Consider the following 22,276-nt stretch of genomic DNA (forward strand, 5'->3'; position numbering starts at 1 on the left):
GCGGCGCGCCCTGTTCCACCGTCCGCACCCCCAGCCCTGATCTCCGGAGCCGGATCGGCCGGCCAGCGGCGAACAGCGAAAAGCCGCACGACCGCGGCAACGCTCGCTCCGGCGTCCGCCGCCCGCTCGGCATCACTCCCAGATCACCGTCGTCCGCCACGATCGTGGCTGATTCCGCATCTGCCCGTTCTGTCTGGGACGTGCTGCGCTGCGCGGAGCGTTGCCAGCCAGGGCCGCGCGCTGTGTGCACACGTGGTGACCGCTGTGTGAACACGTCGTGACCGGGGAAGTCCGCGCGTCTGCCCGGTTCGGCTTCGGTCAGCCGGTATGACGGCCGTGAACAGTTCGCTCGACAGCCGAGGCCACCCGCCGGATGGTGCCCCAGCCCGGCGGCCGCTCGGCGGGCGCGGCGCCCGGCCGACGGCGGGGAACCCATACCCGTAGCGTTCGGGGACTGATCCGGCACCGCACGGGAGTCGCCAGGGTGACGGCTTCACCGTCCAGTCCGACGGGGACGAACGGGACGTCGGCATCGACGACAACCTCTTCAGAGGTGGCCAGATTGGTCAGGCCGTGCGTCTGTCCACCTCGCAGCCGGGCGGCCGTCTCGGCGGGCGTCTCCGCCCTGGCGGCCAGTACCCCCAGGAGCCCGGAGTCCAGCTGCGCACGCCTGGCAAGCCCGGCCGGGTCATCGACCCGGTAGGGGTTGTTGCTCACCAGCACGGCATCAGGCCGGTCCACAGTGAGCAGCCCGGCGCGTACCACCAGCTCCGGGCCCTCGTGGCGGGCCAGGAATTCCGGGAGGATCCGCACCACGGTGCCGATCTTGTCGTCCCGATAGGCCGGGTCCTGCACCAGGGCGGCATAGGCACCGAACGACACGTTGTTGACGAACACCCGCCCGTCGGCGAACCCGAGATCCACGCGCAGCTCGACGCCGTCCGTGAGGGCCTCCAGCGCGGCCGAAGGGTCGTCACGGTCCAGGCCGAGGTCCATCGCGAAGTGGTTGCGCGTACCGGCCGGAATGACCACGAAAGGAAGACCCGCCTCTGCGGCAACCCCGGCGACAAGTGCCTGCGTGCCGTCTCCGCCGGCCACGCCCAGCAGATCCGCACCGTCATCCACCGCGCGCCGCGCGACAGTCGCGAGGTCCTGGGGCCGGGAAGGATCGAGCAGCAGAACCTGAGCCCCCAACGCACGGGCCTTTTCCGCGATCCGGAACCGGCTCGCCTTCCCGCCTCCCGAACGGGGATTCACGATCAGATACGGCCGCCGCGCAGCTGTCACCGGTCGGAACGCGTTCATGACGTTTCCTCCGACAGTTACGGCCTACGGCACCAGCCCGGCCGTCTTGATGACAGTACTCACGAGTGGGGGGTGATGACGGCGCGTCCTTGGATCTTGCCGTCGTGCAGGAGCTGGTATGCCTCGTGGGCGCGTTCCAAGGGGAAGTGCTCGACCAGCATCTTGATCTTTTGCTGCTGGGCGAGGGTGATCACTTCCATCAGTTCGGGAAGGGAGCCCCAGTAGGGCGAGGCCACCGAGCACTCGTGCGGCGGGCTCGAGAAGTTGACGGGCAGGGCTCCGCCGCCGAGACCGACGATGGTCACGTGGCCAAGCACCCTGGCCACCTGAGCGGCCATCCGCAGAGTCGGGTCTATGCCGACCATGTCGAGCACGAGCTGAGCGCCCTGCTGCCCCGTCATGTCCTTGATGTGCGTGACCGCCTCCTCGCCCGAGAGGAGCACCTCGTCCGCGCCCATGCGCTGGGCGGTCTCCAGCTTGCCGGCATCGGTGTCCACGGCGACGACCGTGGTCGCCGCGCTGAGCGCTCGCACCGTCTGGATGGCCATCTGGCCCAGACCGCCCACCCCGATCACCACCGCGGTCGATCCCGGCCCCAGCAGGTGCACCGATCGCTTGACGGCGTGATAGCTGGTCAGCCCCGCGTCGCTGAGCGGGGCGGCCTGGCACGGGTCGAGGGTGCCCAGCGGAATCAGGAATCGCGCCGCCGGGACCAGCAGGTACTCAGCCATTCCGCCGTCGTGACCGCCTCCCAGACCGCCGCCCTGACCACTGACCTTCTGGCAGTAGTTCTCCCGGCCCTCCCGGCAGTTGGCGCACACTCCACAGCCCCAGGGGCCGTAGACCATCACAGGGTCTCCCGCCGCGAACCCCGTGACACCCGGTCCCAGCTTCTCCACCCATCCCGCATTCTCATGGCCGAGCGTGAAGGGCAGTCCCGTGGCGAACCCGGGTGGTGGTCCGGGTGCCTCCATGATGTGCAGATCTGAGTGACACGCACCGGCACCCCCGACCTTCACCAGGACCTGCCCCGGCCCGGGCTCGGGCACCGGTACCTCGCGCAGCTCGGGCGGTTGCTGCCATCCGACCAGCTGAAAAGCCCGCATAGCGATCCTTCACGCATGCCGAGTCAGTCGCGGATCCCGTCGATGTCGACCAGGAGATGGCGCGGGCCGCGGAAGATCTGGTTGTGGCGGTACGGCGGTGGGTCCTCTACGAGCCGGGGGTTTTCCACCCGGCGGACGAACTCGCCGACCGCGACCTGGACCTCGAGCCGCGCGAGCGGAGCGCCGAAGCAGAAGTGGATACCCTGGCTGAACCCGAGGTGCTGGTTGTCCCGGCGTTCGAGGTCAAGCTCGTCGGGGTTGGCGAACCGCTTCGGGTCGCGGTTCGCCGAGCCGTATGCCAGGAAGATCGGCGCGCCCTTCGGGATGGTGGTGCCTGCGATGTCGATGTCTTCCACGGCGGAGCGGGTGTGCCAGAACTGGACCGACGACTCGAAGCGCAGCAACTCCTCGACCCCGGGCACGATCAGCTCGGGCCGGCGGCGCAGCTTCTCGAGCGCGTCGGGGTGCCGCAGCAAGGTGAGCACGCTGTGGGCGATGAGATTGACCGTGGTTTCGTGCCCGGCGAAGATCAGGAGCAAAGCATTGCTCACGAGCACGCCCTTGGACATCCCCCCTTCCGGGCCGTCCTCGTTCACCAACGCCGAGAGCATGCCCGGGCCGGGCTGTTGGGCGTACCGGTCGAGCAGCTCAGCTGCGAACTGCCCGAACTCCTTCACGGCCCGGCGACCCCCGGCCAGTCGGCTCTGCATCTCCTCGGAGGCAGCCTCGGGGCCGAAATCCAAAGCGTCCAGGGCCGTCTCGATCCAGCTGTGGAAGCGTGGCTCGTCTTCCAGCGGCACGCCCAGGACCTTGCAGATCACGGTCACCGGCAGGGGGTAGGCGAACTCGTCGACGGCATCGAACCGGGTCTTGCCCTGCATGTTGTCCAGAAGGCCGTCCACGATGCGGCGGATCTCGGGTTCCAGGTCGGAGATCAGGTGAGGGGAATGGGGCGGACCGACGAAACGCGGCGTCATCATCCGGCGATCTCGATCGTGCTCGGGTGGATCCTGGGTGATGATGTTCGGCTCCAAAGAGATGACCGCCTCCGTGATCGGCTCGGCCTCCGCCGAGCCCTCGGCCGGGGCCGCAACCGGGACGGGGAGCTTCCTGACATCCGAACTGACCCGGGGGTCGTGCAGCAGCGCGACGATCTCTTGGTAGGTACTGACGACATAGGTGCCGTCCGGCTGCCGCGCCACCGGTGTCCTGCGGAGTTCCGCGTAGAACGGGTACGGATTGGCGCGGTTGGCGTAGCGGAGGGCCTGCTGCCAGGGGGTTTCCTCGACCACGAGGCTCCCCTCCTTCTTCCTGTCGATGCTGTCCGCTTGCACGCCCATCCGGCGGGCGCGTCAACGAGGGCGAGACCGGAACTCGGCCCTCCGCTCGCTCGGGTCGTGGCCGGTCAGGACGACGTCAGGGATCGCCGTCGGGACGCCGGGTTGCGGGAACTCGGCCGGGATCGGCTTCATGTCGGGGGGCTGGTCCCAGCCCGGCGGCGGAGGCGGGAACGGACCCGATTGCTCGATCAGCTTCCCGTAGTACTCCAGCCACTTGCCGTGATCGAAGGTGACGGCGGCGACGATGCGGCCGCGGCGACCGTAGGCGGCGGCGAAGTGGCGCTCCTTGACGGACCCCTGCGTGAAGACGATCTCGTCGCCGAAAGGCGGCACGCCGACGGACTTGATGTTGACGCCGAACTGACCGGACCAGAAGCCGGGCAGCAACAGATGCGGGCGGTAGTGGGGCTCGAGGTTCACCATGTTGTGGGCCGCGGCCTCGGCGCCGAGAACGGCATTGTCCCAGTGCTCCATCGCGAGGAACTGGTACTCGTACAGCACGTGGGGCGCGCGCGCCACGTCCCCTGCCACGTAGATGCTGTCGGTGATCACGCCGTTGATGTCGAAGGCGCGACCGCCGGCGTCGCAACCGACGCCCCAGAAACCGGACGCCAGCCCGGCGCCCTCCAGCCATTCCACGTTGCGGATCGACCCCAGCGAGGCCACCACCACGTCGACGTCGATGGTGGCTCCATCCGAGAGATGGGCACGCCGCACGTGTCCGCCGGAGTCGCCCTCCAGTGACGACACGCCCAGCCCGCAGCGCAGGTCCACGCCGTGGTCGCGCTGCATCTGCGCGGCGATCTCACCGATCACCCCGCCGAGCGCGCCGACCAGCGGCGTCGAGCCCCGCTCGACGACGGTCACCGGGAGATCGAGTTCCCGGCAGACGGAGGCCACCTCCGAGCCGATGAACCCGGCGCCGATGACCATGACCCGCGACGGCGACTCGGCCAGCGCCTTCTGCAGCTGTGCGGCATCATCACGCGAGCGCAGCGTGTAGACCCCGTCCAGGGCGGCCTCGTCCGGGTTCGGCCACTGTCGCGCCCGGGTGCCCGTGGCGATCAGCAACCGGTCGTACGGGATCTGCTCGCCGTCGGCCAGGTGCACCTGCTTGGCGGCCCGGTCCAACCCGGTGGCGGCCACCCCGAGCCGCCACTCCGCATTCACTTCTCGCAGGCGGGGCAGCTTGGTGTGGCCGGCCGGCACCCAGCCTTTGAGCACCTGCTTGGACAGCGGGGGACGGTCGTAGGGCTCGTACGGCTCGTCCCCGATGATGGTCAGAGACCCGGTGAAGCCCTCCTCACGCAGAGCTTCGGCGGCCCGCAGTCCGGCCAGGGACGCACCGACGATGACGATCCGGCCGTTGGCTCTGAACTCCCGCACCAGCTCTGCGACCGTTGCCCGCACGGTCATGACTTCGCGCTCCCCTCCGTGCCGTCCAAGCGGTCGATCACGATCGCCTGCACCGGACACGCCGCAGCGGCTCGCTCAACCTGCAGGCGCCGCTCGTCATCGGGGTTCGGCTCGTAGGTAAGGCCTTCCTGGCCAGTCAATCTGAAGACCTCGTGCGCCAAATACACGCATTGTGCGTATCCCTGGCACCGATTCAGGTCCACGGCGATCCGCATGGGCAGACTCCTTCCGACTCTGCCGCCCAGCTGGACAGCCCACCCGTCGCCCCCGCCGACGCCACCGCTGAGCACCCGTATGTTCGATCTTCTTCGCCACGGCGGTACCTTCGCGGTGACGCTCACTGCCGGTGAGCCTCACGGTCCCGAGGTCGCGGTACACATCCGATGGCGTCGGCATCAAGGTTTGCCCCGGCCGTTCCGCCCTGAAAATCTCTCAGGGCAGCTGTCGTTCTTGATCACTGACCGGTTCGTGCACGTCCCGTGGGGCTTGCTTCCGGAGTGCCTGCCCGCACAGAGGGCCACCATGATCATCAGCGTTTGTGGAGACAATACGGCCCCGGCCGACCGAGCCGGCCGAAAGTCATACGGATCGTCGGCTTCGGCCGCTCGACGACCGTGAACCCGCAGCCTGCAGGTCACGCACCGCCTGCGGGGCCGGGCGGCTCTGGGAGGTCACGCAGTGCATGCCGGTGCACACAAATCCCGGCCTGGCTATCTGCTGGCCAGGGCTTCGGCCTCCGCACGGGCCAGCAACGCTTCCAATGAAGCGGATTCCGCCTCCAGGATCGCCGAGGCGGCGTAGTCGATCGCGAACGACGCATAGTCCTCAGCATCCTCCGCGTTGTGCTCGGCACGCTTCACGTCATGCTCGGCCTTGCGCTCCTGGAAACGGATCTTGGCCGTCGCTACATGCTCCTGCCATTTGTTCCTTGCCTCTTCCAGTGACGCAGCGGCAGCGGCCTTCTGTTCGGCTGCCTCACGGCGGAGTTCCTCTGCCTGCTGTTCCGCCTCCTGCTGAGCCTGTTCGACCGCAGCCGACAACTGCTCCCGGTTCTTGGTGATGGCACTTTGCACTTGCTCTTGCGCGTGCTTCGCCCGATCCGTCAATTGGGTGATGTGGTCCGTCGCCTCCGTCATGGCCCCACCTTTCCGATTGCTCGCAAAAGGGTCCTTATCAACTCCAACACATACGTCAGGAGGCCGCCATACGGGTGGCCACACAGACCGTTCCCAGGCTGGCCGGGTTCCTGGAAGACCTCACCACCGCCCGCAGCGACCACCGCCGCAATCCACGCTTCCGCCAAGGCGAAACGCGGCCACCGGCGGACGGGGCCTGGACTTCGCCCTCGACTGCGCCGACGTGCCCATCGTCCGCAAGCAGGCCGCCTCCGTGCTCGGCCTGAACGGCTTGTCGGAGTACGGGCCTTTCCGTACTCCGACACCGCGGGAAGCGGTGATAGCGGCGCTTGCCGAGGTTAGCCTGCGCGTTTCACTTCGCCTGGCTGAGCTGGTCGGGTCACGGTGAAGCGGTGGTTTCGGTTGCTCGTGGCCGGGTGGGCATGGCCGGGGCCCGACGCGCGGGTCGGGTTCTCCAGAATTCCTAGGGTCGTGGGTGGTCAGGGGCGGTGCCGCGGTTCAGGTGGCCGGCCGTGGCAGGGCCGCGAGGCGGGCGAATGCGCTGGTCAGCTCCTTTCGCCAGGGCCAGGTCGCGGAGATCCGCAGGTGCAGGCGGCGACCGCCGCGGGTGATGCGGGCAGCTGCGTGCAGCAGCCGGTAGCGGAGCTTCTTCGGCTCGGCGGTGGCCAGTTCGCCTTCCAGCAGCAGAGTGCGCGTCCAGGCGAGCAGGTCGATGGCGGTCAGAGACAACTCCAGCCACGCTTGGTTGATAGCGAAGTGGCGGGAGGGGAAGCGGCCGAAGCCGGTGGTCTTGCCGCAGCGGATGCGGTCCTCGACGCGGGCGTGCGCCCGGTGGCGTACTTCCAGGTGCTGCAATGAGCCTTCCCCGTAGGGGGTGTCGGTGAGGAAGACCTGGTGGCGCATGCCTTCGTCGAGGTCGAACAGGGATAGCTGGGCGCCGGGATGCGGGCGCTCACGCCGCACGATGATCCGCGTGCCCTCGGGGTAGCCGTCCAGGTCCACAAGGCCGGTCCGCTCGGCGACCGCCGCGCCGGTGCGCAGGGAGCCGTCCTGCTCCAGCGCGGGATGCCAGACACGCCCGGGCAGAGCGCGGATCGCGCGGCGGACCGGTTCGGTGACGGGATGTCCGACCGAGAAGAACGTCCGGATGCCGCGCGAGCGCAGGGCGCGTATGTGGTGCAGGAATGCCTTGGCGCTTCCGGCGCTGTCGGTGCGGATGAGGATGTCGGTGCCGTGGCGGTGGGCGTCGGGGATCTGGGCCAGGGCCTGCTCGAGGACGGCGATGTGATCGGCGGCGGTGTTGGCGCCGGCATTGCCCGGCCGCAGCACTCCGGCCAGGGCTTCTTTGGTGTTGTCCAGGAAGCACAGCAGCGGGTGGTAGCCGAAGCCGCGTTTATAGGTGGCTGCCGCCTGCTCCTTTTCGGAGTGGCAGGTGACGAGTGTGGCGTCGATGTCCAGGACCAGGCCCGCAAGGTCGCGTCCGCCCGCGTGGGCCGCGGGTATCCCAGGGCCGGTGTCGGCGGCCTGCATCCAAGCGACTTCGCGGGCGGCGGCGCGGGCCGCCCGCAGTGCCGCGAGGGCGGCAGGATCGATACCGGCCAGCAGCCGCCAGGCGGTTGGAGTGGAGGCCACCGGACCGAACACATCGGCCTGATCGCGCAGTAGAGCCAGGTCCGTGATGGCCTCGCCGCCGTCGGCGAGCATCACCGCCAGATCCACCGCGATCCTGCCCGGACTGTGTCCCGTCCCGCCAGGCCGCAGTCGGCGCAGCGCGTTGGTGAACGCGACGGTCAGGCCGGTGGCATCGGCGAGATCGGCCAGCAGACGGGACCCGGCATGGCTGACCACCCCGCGCCCGTCGGACGAGACGACAAGCTTGGGGCGCGACCCGGTAGTGTGCACGCAGAAAGTGCCTTCCTGCTGTGATGACAGAGACCTTAGACAAGCCTCATCGTCCCAGCTCAGAAGGCACTTTCGCGTTCTCGCTCAAGATCCGGACACCGCGGCAAGTGAAACGCGCAGGCTAGGCCTTCCGATCTTTCGTTGGACTCATGGTGGCGACGTTCCTAGCGTTGTCTGCATGAACACCTCGCGAATCGCCCTCGCCACGGGCGCCAATCAAGGACTGGGCCGCGCCTTCGTGGAAGGGCTGGCGGCCCGTATGCACCGGGACGACCTGGTCCTGCTCACTGGCCGCAATCACGAGTGACGGACGCCGCCCGCGAGGTCACACGGCTGCCTGGCACCGCCGCCCGCGAGGTCACACGGCTGCCTGGCACCCAAGCCCGTGTCGAGGGCCGCGTCCTGGACGTCACGGACAAGGATGCCATCGTCGCCCTCGCCGAGGACCTGCAGACCTGCCACGGAGGGGTCGACATCGTCCTGTCCAACGCCGTGGCCCGGCTGTTGCCCGACGAGTCACAAGCCGAGCGGGCCGACGAGTTCATCGACGTTTCCAACACCGCGACCCATGCGATCCTGCGTTCCTTCGCCCCCGTCCTGCGCCCGGGCGGTCGGCTGCTCGTTGTGGCCAGCACCCTGGGCACACTCGGGCACCTCAACCCCCGGCTGCACCATCTGTTCGACGGCGCGAGTCTCGACCAGGTCGAGTCCGCTGTCGAGTGGTGGCGCAGCGCCGTCCAGACCGGGACCGCGCAGGAGGCGGGCTGGCCCGTATGGCTAAACGTGCCCTCAAAGGTGGCTCAGGTCGCCGCCGTTCACGCGGTCGCTGCCGAGCGCCGCGAACACGACCTCGCGGTTGGCACCCGGATCGCCTCCGTGTGCCCTGGCATGGTCGACACCGCCACCTCCCGCCCGTGGTTCAGCGACTACAGCCAGGCCCAGTCACCGGCCCAGGCCGCCGAAGCCGTACTCGACCTGGTCTTCGCCGAGCCCGCCGATCCCGCCCTCTACGGCGAGTTGGTCCGCTTCGGCAAGGTCCTGGACTGGCGCGACGGCACGCCCCCGGTGGAACAGGACCGGATCCTCACACCCTGACGCCCCCCACGCCCGCGTCAGTCACCGGCGCCTCGCGGCCTTGGCGCCGAGACGGCCCGCGCCCTTGCCAGCACGGGCGCGGAGGCCACCTCGCCGTGCGCGACGTGACGGCGGGCGAACGCGTCGCCAGGGACATCACGATTGGTATCGGCACCCAGAACGGGTGGGTTGCACGAGGGGATCTCAGGCGGAGCTGTCGCTGGTCGAGTGGCTGGGGTCCGCTGCCCAGGACGCCAGCAGGCGCAGGCTGTCATGGGTCGGGGTGCCCGATTCGGCGGTCCAGACGATGATCTGCAGGTCGGGGTCGGCGGCCCAGGTGACGGCGTTCCAGTCGAGATGCAGGTCCCCCACGACGGGGTGGCGCAGATGCTTGGATCCGGTGTCCCGGACGGCGACGTGGTGGGCTGCCCACCACTGGCGGAACTGCTCGTCCCTGACCGAGAGTTCGCCCACCAGGGCGGCGAGCTGCCTGTCCCCGGGGTTGTTGGTGTTGTGCATCCGCATCTGGGCGATGGCCAGCCGGGTGACGCCCTCCCAGTCCGCGTACAGCTCGCGCATCGCCGGATCGGTGATGAGCAGCCTGATGTAGTAACGCTGCTTCTCCGGAATCTTCGCGAAGTCGGTGACCAAGGCGGCACCCATGGCGTTCCAGGCGACGATCTCGGTGCGCGGACCGATCACGAACGCGGGGGTGTGCGCCATGTCGTCGAGCATGCGCTGCAACTGCGGCTGCGCTTTCAGGCGCGGCTGCCGACGCGGCGGGCGGAATTCTTCCTTGGCCGCGAGCTCGTACAGATAGGCCCGCTGGTCCTCGTCCAGGCGCAGCACCCGGGCCAGGGACTCCAGCACGGACGGCGACGGCTGGATACGGCCCTGTTCCAGACGGGCGTAGTAGTCGGTGCTGATGGCCGCCAGCACGGCGACCTCCTCACGGCGCAGGCCCGATACACGCCGCGAACCGCCGTCGGGCAGACCGACGGCGGCCGGGTCGAGCTCGGCGCGGCGCGCCTTGAGGAATTCCCCCAGATCATGACGGTGAGGATCGCGGTTCATGCCATCACCCTGACATCGGAGAACAATGTTGTCAGGGGGAGAGATCTGTCCCTGGAAGTCCTCACTTCAAGATGACGCGCGGCCTGTGCCCGTCACCAGGGGTTCAGCGGACGCGGGTCCATTTCCCGTGGAGCTGGACGAATTGGCCTCCGATAACGGAGCTGGCCATGCAGGTGCCTTCGGTGTAGTCCTCGATGTGGGTGACGTGGTCGCCGGCGTCGGGCTCGGTCCAGCGCACGACGTAGAGGCCGTCGCGGAGCTGGGTGGTGGTGTACTCCATCGTCTGCTTCCGGCCCTTGATCGCGCCGCCCGTCACCTCGAAGCTGACCTGGGTCGGCGAGTCGAAGGTGATGTCCACCGTGAAGTGGCCGAGCGGGCTGTCCGGGCCGAGGTCCGCCTGCCAGGTCTGACCCACGCTGGGAAGGGTGGCGTTGCTGTCCATCGGTATTACCTCTTTCTTTGAGCCTTTGAGCGATGGTGCGGGGTGTCAGCCGAGGGTCTTGACGACTTCGTGGGCGAGCGGGACGGCCGAGGCGGGGTTCTGGCCGGTGATGAGGGTGCGGTCCACCTCGATGTGGGGGGCGAAGTTCTCCTCGCCCTTGCGGTAGTCCGTGCCCACGTCCGCGATGAGGCGGTCCTGAAGCAGCCACTTCGCCCGGTCGGCGAGGCCGTTCTGGATTTCCTCGGAGTTGGACAGACCGGTCAGGCGATAGCCGGCGAACGGGGACTTGCCGTCGGCGTCCACGGTGGACAGCAACGCGGCCGGGCCGTGGCAGACCAGCGTCACGAGCTTGCCGGAGGCAAGCCAGTCGCTGAGCAGCTGGCCGGCCGCGGGGTCGTTGGACAGGTCCTCCATCGGGCCCCAGCCGCCGGGGACGAACACGGCGTCGTAGTCGTCGATGTTCACGTCCTCGATGCGGACGGGGTTCGCCAGTTCGGTGGCCTCGTGCAGGGCCGTCTTCATCCGCTCGGCGCCCTCCTCGCCACCGTTGAAGTCCGGGGTGAGGCTGAGCGGGTCGGCGGTCGGCGGGATGCCGCCCGGGGTGGCCGCGGAGATCTCGTAGCCGGCCTCCTTGAAGACGCCGTACGGACCGATGGCCTCCTCGGCCCAGAAACCGGCCGGCTGCTCGAACCCGTCGGCCAGGGTCCAGTGATCGGCGGCGGTGATGAGGAAGAGAATCTTCGCCATGGGGTGCTCCCTGGAGTGAGTACGAACGGTCAGTTGTTGGCGGCCTGCTGGACGACGTGGCTGTCGGCCGCCTGGATCAGGTGGGTGAGCTTGCCGCCGCCGACCGTCCACAGGTGGATGAAGCGCGCGTCCGACTCCTCGCCGGACTTGGACACGGCGTGGTAGTGGCCGCGGACGAAGACGTGCTCACCGGTGTCGTAGAACTCCTCGGCCACCGCGCCGAAGGAGGTGAAGCGCGGCGCGAGCCGGCCGAAGAAGTCCGCCCCGACGCTGGCCCAGGTCCTGTAGAGGCCGCCGTAGGGGAAGCCAGGGGTGATGTCCCAGACGATGTCGGGGTCGATGACCTCGGCGACCACGTCCGGGGCCATGCCGGAGTCGTACAGCCGGCGGACGAGAGCGAGGTTCGGGGAGTCGGACATGGTGCTGCTCCTTTGCGGGTCAGGCTGCGGGTGAGTTCTTGGGGTTCAGACGGCGAGGGCGGCGCGGCCGGCGCGGAAGAAGGCGGTCTGCTGCGCCACGCGGGCACCGAGGCCCTCGGCGGTGGCGATGTCCGACTTGTGGACCGCCTCCGGGCCGGCATCGACCGGAGTCTGCGCGCCCGCACCGACGAAGTAGCCCAGACGGTTGATGTCGTCCTCGCTGCCCTCGGTGGAGGCCCAGCCCGGCTGCACACCGAGGCTGACCCAGTGCATGCCGTGCTGGGCGGCCATGGTGAAGAAGTAGCCCAGGGTCGAGGACTTGTCGCCGTTCTTGGCACCGGAGTTGGTGAAGCCGGCGGCGATCTTGTCGGCCCAGGTCTGGGTGTACCAGCGCTTGCTGCTGGTCTCGGCGAAGGTGTGGAAGGCGGCGGAGGCGGTGCCCATGTAGGTGGGGGCACCGAAGATGATGGCGTCGGCGGCGTCCAGCTGCGCCCACTGCTCGTCGGTGATCGTGTCCACGGGGATGGAGATCACCTCGGCACCGGCTTCCGCAGCGCCGCGCGCCACGGCCTCGGCTATGACGGCAGTGTGGCCGTAGCCGGAATGGAAAGCGACGGCGACAGTGGGACGGGAGGTGGCAGACATGGGGGTATTGCTCCTCGAAAAAGATTGCGTGAATCGCGCTCTGGAAGCATGGCACGGAATTCGACAGCGAAGGTAGGAAGGATTCCTCCCTGGCTTTGTTATCCCTGGCTTACGCCGACAATCACCTGCCGATTTCAAGAATTCACGGCAGTGGCCGCCACCGAGGAGGAAAGGAAGCGCAGGCCCTCGTACGCACGCGAGTCGGGTTCGGCGCTCCAGACGATCAGCTGCTGATCGGGGTCGGCCACACAGGTGAGGGCGTCCCAGGCGAGGGAGAGTTCGCCGGCGACAGGGTGGTCAAACACCTTGGTGCCGCCGGTCCGGGGCACCACAGGGCGACCTCCCCACCACTGGCGGAACTGGTCGTCCTGAACCGACAGCTCACCGACGACGTCGGCCAGTCTCCGGTCGTCGGGGCAGGCCGCGGCCTGCTGCCGCAGCACGGCCACGGCGTTGCGGGCGGAGTCCTCCCAGTCGGCGTACAGCGTTCGCATGGCCGGGGCGGTGAAGAGCAGCCGGACGTAGTTGCGCTGCTGCTGGGGGACCTTCGCGAAATCGGTGCCGAACAGAGCGGCGGCCATCGGGTTCCACGCCAGGATGTCCAGATGCCGGCCCAGGATCACACCAGGGGCCACGCTGAGCTCGTTCAGCACGGTGCGCAGCCGGGGGTGCGCCTTCTGCGGGGCTCGCCGCCGCGCCCGGCCGGCTTCCTTTCCGGCCAGCTCGAACAGATGGTCTCGCTGGTCGTCGCTGAGGTGCAGGACCCGGACGAGCTCGGCCAGCACGGACGCGGAGGGGGCTATACGGCCCTGCTCCAGGCGGGTGTAATAGTCGGTGCTGATGGCGGCCAGCACGGCCACCTCGTCCCGGCGCAGTCCGGCCACGCGACGGCGCCGGTCGGTTTCGGGCAGCCCGACCGTACGGGGGCTGAGCTCGGCCCGACAGGCCTTCAGGAATTGACCCAGCTCCTTACGGCGCACGCTGCTGTTCATACTGGCCAGTGTGCGCTGTCCGCCACTCGGCTGGGTAGGAAGGTTTTGTCCCTGGATACATCTCTCCGGGGGTGGAATTCTCCTCTGTACGGGCCATGCGGGCGGCGACAGAGTGAAAGACCGATAATTGTTTTTCACAGGCCGTCGGCGCTTCTGCACACCTCTTTGACCATCGTCGACGAATCCGTCACGTCCGAGTGACACCGCAGCCCGAGAAACGCATCAGGAGAAAAGTCATGCGCGCAACCGTGATCCACGCCCCCGGTGACATCCGGGTGGAGGACGCCCCCGAGCCCAAGATCCTCAAGCCGACGGACGCGATCATCCGCACGGTCGCCACCTGTGTGTGCGGCTCGGACCTGTGGCCCTACCGCGGCCTGGAGCCGGTCGGTGATCCGCACCCGATGGGGCACGAGTACGTCGGCATCGTCGAGGAAGTCGGCCGCGAGGTCTCCAACGTCAAGCCGGGCCAGTTCGTGATCGGTTCCTTCGCCACCTCGGACAACACCTGCGCGAACTGCCAGAAGGGCTGGCAGTCCTCCTGTCTGAACCGCGAGTTCATGGGCACCTGCCAGGCCGAGTACGTACGCATTCCCAACGCCCACGGCACCCTGGTGGCCACCGACGAGCACCCCTCCGACGAGCTGGTGCCGAGCCTGCTGGCCGTGTCCGACGTGATGGGCACCGGCTGGTGGGCGGCGCTGGCCGCCGAGGTCAAGCCGGGCTCGACGGCCGTCGTGGTCGGTGACGGGGCGGTGGGCCTGTGCGGTGTCATCGCCGCGAAGGAACTCGGCGCGGAGCGGATCATCGCCATGTCGCGGCACGAGTCCCGGCAGAAGCTCGCCCTCGAGTTCGGCGCCACCGACATCGTCAGCGAGCGCGGCGAGGACGGCGTCGCCCGGATCAAGGACCTCACGAACGGCATCGGAGCCGACTCGGTCCTGGAGTGCGTCGGCACCGCCGAGTCCATGCGGCAGGCCCTGCACGCCACCCGCCCCGGCGGCAACGTCGGCTTCGTCGGCATCCCGCACGAGGTGGCCGTGGACGGCCTGGAGCTGTTCTTCTCCCAGGTCGGCCTGCGCGGCGGCCCGGCCCCGGTGCGCCGCTACATGCCGGAGCTGATCGACCTGGTGCTGTCCGGTCACATCGACCCGGGCAAGGTCTTCGACCTCACCCTGCCGCTGGAGCAGGTCGCCGAGGGCTACAAGGCGATGGACGAACGCCGCGCCATCAAGGCCCTCCTCACGCCCTGACCCGATCGCCTCGTGGGCATGAGCTGCGCCGGCCGCGCTCCCGCCCGCGAGGGCTCACCCGCCGCACGGTCGTGAAGGAGGCAAACCCATGACGAGCTGGACGAACGACGAACTGACCCGGATCGAGCACGCCGAGGAACTTCGGATGGCCCCCGCGCGCAGTTACGGTACGCCGCGCACGCCCGTGCCGATCTGGGTCGTCCGCGACGGCGACGACCTCTACGTCCGCTCCTTCCGCGGCCGCGCCGACGCCTGGTACCGGGCGGCCCGGGCCAGCCACGAGGGCCGTATCCGCTCCGGCGGCATCGACAAGGACGTCACCCTCGTCGAGGTCACCGACCCCGGCGTCAACGACCGCATCGACACCGCCTACCGCACCAAGTACGGCCGCTACGGCGCGGGTTACATCGACCCCATGGTGGCCTCGCGGGACACGACTCTGAAGCTCGTACCCCGCTGAACAGCACTCTTTCCCCCTTCAGGAGAAGCACCTTGCTCGGTCTCGAACTCGTCGTGCTCCTGGGCGTGACCGTGCTGGTGGGCAACGTCGTGGGCCAGCGCCAGGGCATAGCTCCGCCCGTCGTCCTGCTCGTGACGGGCGTGCCCCTGGCTTCATCCCGGCGGTACGGGAGGCACAACTTCCCCCGGAAGTCGTGCTGTTGCTCTTCCTTCCGGTGCTGCTGTACTGGGAGAGCCTGACCACCTCCCTGCGGGAGATCCGCACCAACCTGCGCGGCATCCTGCAGCTGAGCACCGTCCTCGTCATCCTCACCGCATGGGCCGTCGCGGCGGCCGGGCATGCCCTAGGCCTGCCCTGGGGGCCGGCGTGGGTGCTCGGCGCGGCCATGGCGCCCACGGACGCGACGGCGGTAGGCGTCCTCGCCCGCGCCCTGCCGCGCCGCCAGGTCACCATCCTGCGCGCGGAGAGCCTCGTCAACGACGGCACCGCCCTGGTCGTCTACGGTCTCGCCGCCGGCATCACGGTCGGCGAGGAACACCTGAGCATGCCGCACGTCGGCGGACTGTTCCTGCTCGCCTATGGCGGTGGAGCCGCGGTCGGGGTGGCGGTCGCGTGGGTCAACATGAACCTGCGACGCCGCCTGACCGATCCCCTGCTGGGGAACCTCGTCATGATCCTGGCGCCCTTCTCCGCGTACCTGCTGGCCGAACTCATCGAAGCCTCCGGCGTCCTCGCGGTGGTCGTCAGCGGCCTGATCATGTCCCAGGTCGCCCCGCGCATCATCCAGGCCGAACACCGCACGCAGGCACTGGCGTTCTGGCCACTGGCCACCTTCATCATCAACAGTGCCCTGTTCGTCCTGGTCGGGGTGGAACTCCAGTACGCGGTCCGCGACCTGGGCCGCGCCGACCTCCAGGACGCGCTGATCGCGGTCGGTGTCATCTGCGTGGTGCTCGTCGCCGTACGCTTCGCTTTCCTGTACGCCTCCACCTACCTGGTCCGCGCCCTAGACCGCCGCCCCCAGCAACGAACGCTCCGTGTCAGTCACCGGACCCGGGTGGTCAGCGGGCTGGCCGGATTCCGGGGCGCGGTCTCACTCGCCATGGTGCTCTCGGTCCCGCAGACCCTCGACTCGGGCGAGCCGTTCCCCGACCGCAGCTTCATCGTCTTCGTCACCTCCGGCGTCATCCTCGTGACGCTGGTGGTGCAGGGACTGCTCCTGCCGGTGGCGGTGCGGTGGGCGAAGCTGCCGCCCGACACATCGGTCGACGAGGAACACGACCTCGCCGAGACCACCGCCATCGAAGAGGCCGTCAAGGCGATGCCCCAGCTCGCCGCCGACCTGCAGAGCGATCCGAAGATCACCGAGTGGCTTCGGCAGGAGTACGAGGCCCACCTGGCATCCGCCCGGGCCAAGAGCGCGGGCGCCCACGACGACCCCGCCGTGCTCCAGCACCAGGACTACCTCGCGCTGCGCCTGGCCCTCATCGCCAACAAACGCACCACCGTCGTCAGACTCCGCGACGAGCGCCGGATCGACGACACCGTACTGCGCCGCCTCCAGGCCGCCCTCGACAGCGAAGAGGTCCGCCTGTCCGGCGGCGCGGCGGTCGAATGACCCATCCCTGAGGAGGACTTTCCATGAAGGCGATAGGACTGACTACGTTCGGCGGACCCGAGGTACTGCGAGTCCTGGACCTTCCGGTCCCCGAGGCCGGGCCGGGCGAGATACGGATCCGGGTACGCGCGGCGACGGTCAACCCCGTCGACACGCTGGTGCGCCGCGGAATCGCCTTCGTCTCCGACGCCGAGCCGCCCTACGTTCCGGGAATGGACGCGGCCGGCGTCGTCGAGCAGATCGGCGAGGGAACCGACACCGACCTCCAGGTCGGCGACGGCGTCATGGCCGTCGTGGTCGTCTCCGGTACACACGGAGCGTACGCCGAGCACCTCATCGTCCCCGCCGAGTCGGTGGTCCGCATACCGGCGGGCACGACCGCCGTCAAGGCCGCCACGCTGCCGATGAACGGGCTGACCGCACGCATGGCTTTGGACATGCTGCACCTTCCCTCGGGCGCCACCATGGCGGTCACGGGAGCAGCCGGCGCTGTCGGCGGCTACGCCGTCCAGCTGGCCAAGGCAGAAGGTTTCCGAGTGATCGCCGACGCGGCACCGAAGGACGAGCGGCTGGTGAGGGAGCTCGGCGCCGACGTGGTCCTGCTGCGAGGTACCGGTTTCCCGGAGCTGGTGCGTAAGGAGATACCCGACGGTGTCGACGGCCTCGTCGACACCGCAGGCATCGCCTCCCTCGCCATCCGCGCGGTACGCGACGGAGGCCGAGTGGCATCATCGGTCGGCGGCGTCCAGGTGCCCGCCCAACGCGGCATCGAGACCCGGAACACCTTTGTGCCGCAGTACGCACGCAAACACGCCAAGCTCGACCGCCTGCGCGAACTGGCGGAGAAGGGCAGCCTCACCCCTCGGGTCGCGCGGACCCTGCCTGCCGAGCAGGCCCCCGAAGCGCACCGACTGCTTGAAGCAGGCGGCCTCCGAGGGCGAGTGGTGCTCACGTTCTGAGCATCGAATCGGGGACGGCAGCGGACTGCGCTCACGTCGGCAGCCGAGGTCACCTGAGTACGAAGTAGGAGCCTCGGGCCAAGTCCACGGGGGCAGGGTTCAGCGCCCACACCCCCCAGGGCGGGGTGATGATCGTGCCGCTGCCCGGCGGACGCTTCCGCGTCGCGGGCGTCGACCCCGACAGCCTGACCACCGAGTGGCCGGCGACCTCAAGCTGGACGAGCTGCGACGCAGGACCGTCGCCATCACCGGCGACGACTTCGGCATGCGCGACCCTTCGTGGCTCACCCGCGTCGGAAACGCTACCCGGCACTCGTGCGCACCGGCCAGCTGACCCAGGTCCGGCGGGAGGGCCGGGGTGACTACGCGGGCGGCGACGCGCAAGACCGTCGCCGTCCTGCCCGGCCCCAGCTTCTTCGACTCCGCCCTGTCGTTCGGCATGATCCGCGGCGGCCACATCGACACCGCAGTCCTCGGCGCCATGCAGGTCTCCGCACGCGGCGACCTGGCCAACTGGATGATCCCCGGCAAGATGGTCAAGGGCATGGGCGGCGCGATGGACCTCGTCCAAGGCGCCCGCCGTGTCATCGTCCTCATGGACCACACCGCCAAGGACGGCAGTCCGAAGATCCTGACGGAGTGCACCCTGCCCCTCACCGGCGAGCACTGCGTCCACCGCATCATCACCAACCTCGGCGTCCTCGACATCACCGACGACGGCCTCGCGCTGGTCGAGACCGCTCCCGGCGTCACCGCGGAGACCATCACAGCCCACACGCAGGCCCCGGTACGTCTGGACACCCTCACGGCCGCCTTCTGACCACACTTTCCCAGCCGCTGCCTGGGCCACGGAGCCTCGTGCCCACGGTCCATGCCTCAGTCGCCCCTGAACTGTGCGACCAGTTCACTGCGTGAACGGATACCGAGTTTCGTGTAGATGTGGGTCAGGTTGGTACCGCACCATCATGACCTCCAGTGCCGTCTGCTTGTTGCCCGCCCCCGCGGCCACCCACCGTGCATCCGCGGGCCGGATCACTCATCTGGTGGCCACGGCGATGTCCAGGAGTTGTTGGTGGAGTCCGGGGCGGGCGAACAGGGCGGCTCCGGTATCGGTCCGGTACTGGCCTGCGAGGTCACTGAAGGTGCCGCCGGCTTCTTGGACGATGGGGATCAGCGGGGCGATGTCCCAGGGACCGGCTCCCAGGAGGAGGAAGGTGTCCAACTGACCGGTCGCGACAAGTAGCGCGCCGTGGCAGGTGCCGGACCCGGTGGACGGTTTGCGGGGGGTGCCCCTATCTCTTTCGTCAAGGGGCGCGTCGGTTGATTGGTGATGTTTCAGGCGGCTTGGGGGGTGGCTTGAGGTTCGAAGAACGTGCCGTCGCGGAGCATTGCGAAGAGCACGTCGACGCGACGGCGTGCGAGACACATCAGGGCCTGCTTGTGCCGCTTGCCCTCGGCCTTCTTCCGCTCGTAGTAGGCCCGGGAGGACGGGTCGGACAGCGAGGCGAACGCGGCGAGGAAGAAGGCCCGTTTCAGGTGCTTGTTGCCTCTGCGGGACGGGCTCTCGCCACGGATCGAGGACCCCGACCGCCTGGTCACCGGAGCGAGCCCGGCATAGGCGGCGAGGTGGCCCGCGGTCGGGAAGGCGGTGCCGTCACCGACATCGATGAGGATCCTGGCTCCGGTCCTGACGCCTATCCCCGGCATCGACGTCAGGAGCTCGGAAAGAGGGTGCGATTTGAGCAACTCCTCGATGTCCGAGGCCAGTTCCTTGCGCTGGTCGAGCAGGCCGGCCAGGTTCTTCGCGAGCTTAGGCACGATCACCGCGGCCGCGTCGGTGCCCGTGACGACGACGGTCTGCTCGTCGAGTGCGGTGAAGATGTCCTCGACCAGCCGCTGGGCCATCCTGGGCGCCTTCGGCCGCAGCAGCGTGATCAGGCGCCGTCCTCCGGCCTTGCGGATCGCCTTGGGCGAGCCGAACTGTTCCAGCAGCGTGAGCACGGCCGGGTGCTGGATGCGTGGCCCCAGGACCCGTTCGAGGTGCGGGTGGATCTGGGTGAGCAGGCCGCGGAGCCGGTTCGCGACCCGGGTGACCTCGCCCGCGAGGTCGTCGTCGAACCCGACGATCATGTGGAGTTCGGCGATGGTTTCGTCCGTGAGCTCGATCGATCGGAGCGTGTGGGGCATGGTGCGGGCGGCGTCCGCGATGATCGCCGCGTCGCGGGCGTCGGTCTTGCCCTCACCGGGATAGAGGTCCGCGATCCGCCGCATCGTCAGGCCCGGCAGATACGCCACCTCGCAGCCCGCGTCGCGGGCGATGGCCAGTGGCAGAGCACCGATCGAGGCGGGCTGGTCCACGACGACCAGGACCCGGCCGTACTTGGCCGTGAGCTTGTCGAGCATGGCCCGTATCTTCGGCTCGCTGTTCGGCAGCGGCTTGTCGACGACGCTCCTACCGTCCGGCATGAGACCCGTGGCGTGGTGTTCGCCCTTGCCGACGTCGAGGCCGAGGAAGACGGCCACGTCGCGGATGTCGATCACTTCACTCCTCCTGGGAGGGTCTTGTCTTCCCGGCCAAGGCACGGCGCCGACATCCGGCAACCACGTTACGAAGAGCGTTGCCGGCGGGCCGGCGCTCCTGCCCCTATTAGCGATCTACCGGCGCCTCCCGACCCGGTGACACCACCCCCCGGGTCATGGTCGACAGGGGGCAAAAGTCATGCCGGGCCAGAAGGCCGGGAGCCCCAAGATCGGGGCCGTCTAGAAGGTAACGGGGCTGGCGTGGTCGGATCCGCCGCAGTCCAGTCGAGCGACGGTCGGACCTGGGCGACGCTCCGGGTCAGTCTCATGGCCACGACGCGTTCCTGCTGGTTCAGTCTGGACGGCGGTGGCCAGATGCCGACGGTTGCATTCTGGGCGCTTGCGGCTTCCGTGAGGACCAACCGGTCTGCCGATGCTGCCGGGTTGGAGGGGCATGGCCCTGTCCAGGAGCCCGAGCCCGGGCTGGCCCACCATCGGCGGCCCAGCGACCGTGCGTATCACTGGCCCCACTTGCCCTGATGGTCGAATCAGCGACCCCCGACCCGGGTCACGTTCCCGATTGCGCTCCCGTCGGCCGTTCGCTGCTGTCGAAGTGGACGACCAGCGTCTGCTCCGGCTGTTCACAGGCCCGCTGGCCCGTGGAGTGGGCCGTGGTGGGGACGCCGGCCGCACGCCTCCGCAGAGTGCGCGGCCGACCCGCCCGTGTGCTCCGTCGAGTCGTCAGGGAACGAGGATGAGGCGGATCGGGTCGCCGATCTTGTGCTCCAGGCGGTGGATCGCTTCGGAAGCCTCGGCCAGGGGGATGTGGCCGGTGATGGACGGGGCCAGGTCGAGACGGCCGCTGCCGGCCAGCCGGATCAGCTCGTAGACGTGCTCGAACGAAGACCCGTAGTGCCCGTACACCTTCTTGTTCTTCAGGTTGAACGTCATCTTCTCCGAGATCGTCAGCGGCTCCATGGTGATACCCACCAGGACCAGCGCGCCGTGGTCGCCGAGCAGGGGGGACGCCTGTTCCCGGACCCGGGGAACACCCGCGAAGTCGAAGGCGTGGTCCAGGCCCATGCCGTCCGTGGCCCGCAGCACGGCTTCGGCGAACCCGGGGTCGGTCGGGTCGAGCGCGATGTCGGCGCCGAAGGCGAGGGCGCGCTCGCGCGCACCGGGCAGCGGGTCGACGGCGATGATCGGTGAGGCGCCCATCATGCGGGCCAGCCGGACCGCGTGGGCCCCCACGCCACCGACTCCCCAGATGCCCACCGACTGTGCGGAACGCACCTGCACGGTCTCGACGAGGGCCGCGTAGGAGGTGGAGACGGCGTCCGGGATGATCGCCGCCTGGTCGAAGGGAAGCGCGTCGGGGATGGGGACGACGGTGTCCTCCCGGGCGACGGTGTACTGGGACCAGCCACCGTCGTAGTCGACGCCGCGGCCGCGGAACGACGTGCACCTGCCGCCCCTGACGCAGGTGGCGCACTCGCGGCAGGGTTGTCCCGCCTGCAGGGCGACCCGTGTACCGACGGCGAGGCCGCGCTTGAGGCCGGGCCCGAGGGCGTGGACGTCACCGGAGATCTCGTGCCCCAGGGTGAGCACGTCGGACTTCAGGTGCACCGGTGAGATGCTGCCGTCGATCAGGTGCAGGTCGGAGAGGCACACGCCGGCCGCCTTCACCTCGATCAGTACCTCGCCCGGTCCGGGTTCGGGGACCGGGATCTCCTCCACGAGGAACTTCTTCGTGTCCAGGTGGACGCGTCCTGCCAGCATGGTGTCCATCGTTCGAACCTTCTTGGGTAGTGGTTGCGGGTTCGGACGGCCGTGGCCGTCCGCGAGATCACGGCCGGGTGAGGGGCTTG

General features: G+C 68.9%; 20 protein-coding genes and 2 pseudogenes. 6 read left to right on the plus strand and 16 right to left on the minus strand.

The window, feature by feature from the left end; genetic code table 11:
- Nucleotides 1–318: 318 nt before the first annotated feature.
- The 7 genes from EDD90_RS02020 to EDD90_RS02055 form a co-directional block, all read right to left on the minus strand.
- Nucleotides 319–1,305: a diacylglycerol kinase family protein gene (locus tag EDD90_RS02020; RefSeq protein ID WP_123971440.1), complete on the minus strand. Its 987-nt coding sequence runs from the start codon at nucleotides 1,303–1,305 to the stop codon at nucleotides 319–321.
- Between the two features lie 59 nt (nucleotides 1,306–1,364).
- Nucleotides 1,365–2,411, minus strand: a complete 1,047-nt coding sequence (locus EDD90_RS02025; RefSeq protein ID WP_123971441.1) for an NAD(P)-dependent alcohol dehydrogenase — start codon at nucleotides 2,409–2,411, stop codon at nucleotides 1,365–1,367.
- A gap of 23 nt (nucleotides 2,412–2,434) precedes the next feature.
- The gene (locus EDD90_RS02030) at nucleotides 2,435–3,703 is read right to left on the minus strand and encodes a cytochrome P450 (protein WP_260327521.1); all 1,269 of its coding nucleotides are present in this window, start codon (nucleotides 3,701–3,703) and stop codon (nucleotides 2,435–2,437) included.
- A 60-nt stretch (nucleotides 3,704–3,763) separates the two neighbouring features.
- Nucleotides 3,764–5,167, minus strand: a complete 1,404-nt coding sequence (locus EDD90_RS02035) for an NAD(P)/FAD-dependent oxidoreductase (protein ID WP_123971443.1) — start codon at nucleotides 5,165–5,167, stop codon at nucleotides 3,764–3,766.
- A complete protein-coding gene (locus EDD90_RS02040) occupies nucleotides 5,164–5,382 on the minus strand; it encodes a ferredoxin (protein ID WP_123971444.1) in 219 nt (72 codons plus the stop codon). Before EDD90_RS02040 ends, EDD90_RS02035 begins: the two co-directional genes overlap by 4 nt.
- Before the next feature lie 495 nt (nucleotides 5,383–5,877).
- Nucleotides 5,878–6,303: a hypothetical protein gene (locus EDD90_RS02045; RefSeq protein WP_260327522.1), complete on the minus strand. Its 426-nt coding sequence runs from the start codon at nucleotides 6,301–6,303 to the stop codon at nucleotides 5,878–5,880.
- Between the two features lie 498 nt (nucleotides 6,304–6,801).
- Nucleotides 6,802–8,205, minus strand: a complete 1,404-nt coding sequence (locus EDD90_RS02055; protein WP_123971446.1) for an IS1380 family transposase — start codon at nucleotides 8,203–8,205, stop codon at nucleotides 6,802–6,804.
- 178 nt (nucleotides 8,206–8,383) lie between these two features.
- Between EDD90_RS02055 and EDD90_RS02060 the strand changes: the two are divergent.
- Nucleotides 8,384–9,300, plus strand: a pseudogene (locus tag EDD90_RS02060) (SDR family NAD(P)-dependent oxidoreductase).
- A 183-nt stretch (nucleotides 9,301–9,483) separates the two neighbouring features.
- On the opposite strand, the gene EDD90_RS02065 reads toward EDD90_RS02060, so the two are convergent.
- The 6 genes from EDD90_RS02065 to EDD90_RS02090 all read right to left on the minus strand — a co-directional run bounded on the left by EDD90_RS02065 (nucleotide 9,484) and on the right by EDD90_RS02090 (nucleotide 13,598).
- A complete protein-coding gene (locus EDD90_RS02065; RefSeq protein ID WP_123971447.1) occupies nucleotides 9,484–10,353 on the minus strand; it encodes a helix-turn-helix transcriptional regulator in 870 nt (289 codons plus the stop codon).
- Nucleotides 10,354–10,456: 103 nt separating this feature from the next.
- Nucleotides 10,457–10,795: a MoaF-related domain-containing protein gene (locus EDD90_RS02070; RefSeq protein WP_123971448.1), complete on the minus strand. Its 339-nt coding sequence runs from the start codon at nucleotides 10,793–10,795 to the stop codon at nucleotides 10,457–10,459.
- Between the two features lie 45 nt (nucleotides 10,796–10,840).
- Entirely contained in the window at nucleotides 10,841–11,542 is a 702-nt protein-coding gene (locus EDD90_RS02075; RefSeq protein WP_123971449.1) for a type 1 glutamine amidotransferase domain-containing protein, read from the minus strand.
- Nucleotides 11,543–11,571: 29 nt separating this feature from the next.
- Nucleotides 11,572–11,961: a nuclear transport factor 2 family protein gene (locus EDD90_RS02080; RefSeq protein WP_123971450.1), complete on the minus strand. Its 390-nt coding sequence runs from the start codon at nucleotides 11,959–11,961 to the stop codon at nucleotides 11,572–11,574.
- 45 nt (nucleotides 11,962–12,006) lie between these two features.
- Nucleotides 12,007–12,606, minus strand: a complete 600-nt coding sequence (locus tag EDD90_RS02085; protein ID WP_123971451.1) for a flavodoxin family protein — start codon at nucleotides 12,604–12,606, stop codon at nucleotides 12,007–12,009.
- A gap of 134 nt (nucleotides 12,607–12,740) precedes the next feature.
- Nucleotides 12,741–13,598, minus strand: a complete 858-nt coding sequence (locus tag EDD90_RS02090; protein WP_123971452.1) for a helix-turn-helix domain-containing protein — start codon at nucleotides 13,596–13,598, stop codon at nucleotides 12,741–12,743.
- Nucleotides 13,599–13,834: 236 nt separating this feature from the next.
- Here EDD90_RS02090 and EDD90_RS02095 point away from each other — a divergent pair, with 236 nt between their 5' ends.
- From EDD90_RS02095 to EDD90_RS02115, 5 genes and pseudogenes are all read left to right on the plus strand, one after another.
- Complete coding sequence (locus EDD90_RS02095; RefSeq protein WP_123971453.1) at nucleotides 13,835–14,851, plus strand: zinc-dependent alcohol dehydrogenase family protein; 1,017 nt, start codon at nucleotides 13,835–13,837, stop codon at nucleotides 14,849–14,851.
- An 88-nt stretch (nucleotides 14,852–14,939) separates the two neighbouring features.
- The gene (locus EDD90_RS02100; RefSeq protein ID WP_123971454.1) at nucleotides 14,940–15,311 is read left to right on the plus strand and encodes a DUF2255 family protein; all 372 of its coding nucleotides are present in this window, start codon (nucleotides 14,940–14,942) and stop codon (nucleotides 15,309–15,311) included.
- Nucleotides 15,312–15,504: 193 nt separating this feature from the next.
- A complete protein-coding gene (locus EDD90_RS02105) occupies nucleotides 15,505–16,929 on the plus strand; it encodes a Na+/H+ antiporter (RefSeq protein ID WP_260327523.1) in 1,425 nt (474 codons plus the stop codon).
- Between the two features lie 23 nt (nucleotides 16,930–16,952).
- Complete coding sequence (locus EDD90_RS02110; protein ID WP_123971455.1) at nucleotides 16,953–17,888, plus strand: NADP-dependent oxidoreductase; 936 nt, start codon at nucleotides 16,953–16,955, stop codon at nucleotides 17,886–17,888.
- 373 nt (nucleotides 17,889–18,261) lie between these two features.
- Nucleotides 18,262–18,708: pseudogene (locus EDD90_RS02115) on the plus strand (CoA-transferase); the annotation flags it as partial.
- Nucleotides 18,709–18,924: 216 nt separating this feature from the next.
- Here the strand turns inward: EDD90_RS02115 and EDD90_RS02120 are convergent.
- From EDD90_RS02120 to EDD90_RS02135, 3 genes are all read right to left on the minus strand, one after another.
- Nucleotides 18,925–19,314, minus strand: coding sequence for an inositol monophosphatase family protein (locus tag EDD90_RS02120; protein ID WP_123971456.1), 390 nt, complete (start codon nucleotides 19,312–19,314; stop codon nucleotides 18,925–18,927).
- Entirely contained in the window at nucleotides 19,224–20,429 is a 1,206-nt protein-coding gene (locus EDD90_RS02125) for an IS110 family transposase (RefSeq protein ID WP_123971457.1), read from the minus strand. Before EDD90_RS02125 ends, EDD90_RS02120 begins: the two co-directional genes overlap by 91 nt.
- A gap of 720 nt (nucleotides 20,430–21,149) precedes the next feature.
- The gene (locus EDD90_RS02135) at nucleotides 21,150–22,196 is read right to left on the minus strand and encodes a zinc-binding dehydrogenase (RefSeq protein WP_123971458.1); all 1,047 of its coding nucleotides are present in this window, start codon (nucleotides 22,194–22,196) and stop codon (nucleotides 21,150–21,152) included.
- Nucleotides 22,197–22,276: the final 80 nt, after the last annotated feature.

Source organism: Streptomyces sp. Ag109_O5-1 (assembly GCF_003814875.1).
Lineage (GTDB): Bacteria > Actinomycetota > Actinomycetes > Streptomycetales > Streptomycetaceae > Streptomyces > Streptomyces sasae.